Source organism: Chryseotalea sanaruensis, assembly GCF_003990915.1.
Taxonomy (GTDB): domain Bacteria; phylum Bacteroidota; class Bacteroidia; order Cytophagales; family Cyclobacteriaceae; genus Chryseotalea; species Chryseotalea sanaruensis.
In genome coordinates, this window is sequence record NZ_BHXQ01000034.1 from 1 (window position 1) to 548 (window position 548).

A 548-nucleotide genomic window follows, 5' to 3' on the forward strand; every position below is an offset into this window, starting at 1 on the left:
CCAACGCTTCGTTCCGTTCGTCTCCCAGGTGCGCACATGCCAACGCTGGCCATCAAAACAAAACTGCAACGCACTTGCCTTCCCTACTTTATTTTGAGGCCGCAACGCCTGGGAGCCACTCCACCCCTAGGGGCATTTGTAGTAAAAGCGCAGTGCAAAAAGTCGGATGCATCAACCAGAAGAAAAATATAATTCAAGTAACCTAAAGACTAACGCTGGAGCTTTAAAGCTCAGGATTATTACAGCAATGATCAGGGCAAGTTGCCACCATTTAAAGGTGACTTTTATGGATTGGATTTCGATTTTCATAAGCAGACTTCTGGCTAAATTCAGATCAAGTCCGCTACCCGCTCAAAGATGTTTGAAGTTTAAAAGCTTTCATAATACTTCCGATAAGTCGGGATATTACTGCTGTAACCAACAAACCTTTAAGCGATTTACAGTCCTGATAAACCCGAACTAAATCAATTTTAGGGTACAGGGTAATTCCCTATTCCGTAACTTTTTTAAAGGTCTGCACTCTTGACAAAAGATTTTAGGACGTGTTT

Annotated in this window: 1 protein-coding gene; it reads left to right on the forward strand. The window is 42.3% G+C overall.

Going from position 1 to position 548, the window contains the following annotated elements; all coding sequences use genetic code 11:
• On the forward strand, positions 1–192 hold a 192-nt coding region (locus SanaruYs_RS20175), incomplete at its 5' end, for a hypothetical protein (protein WP_160118739.1).
• Positions 193–548 lie beyond the last annotated feature (356 nt).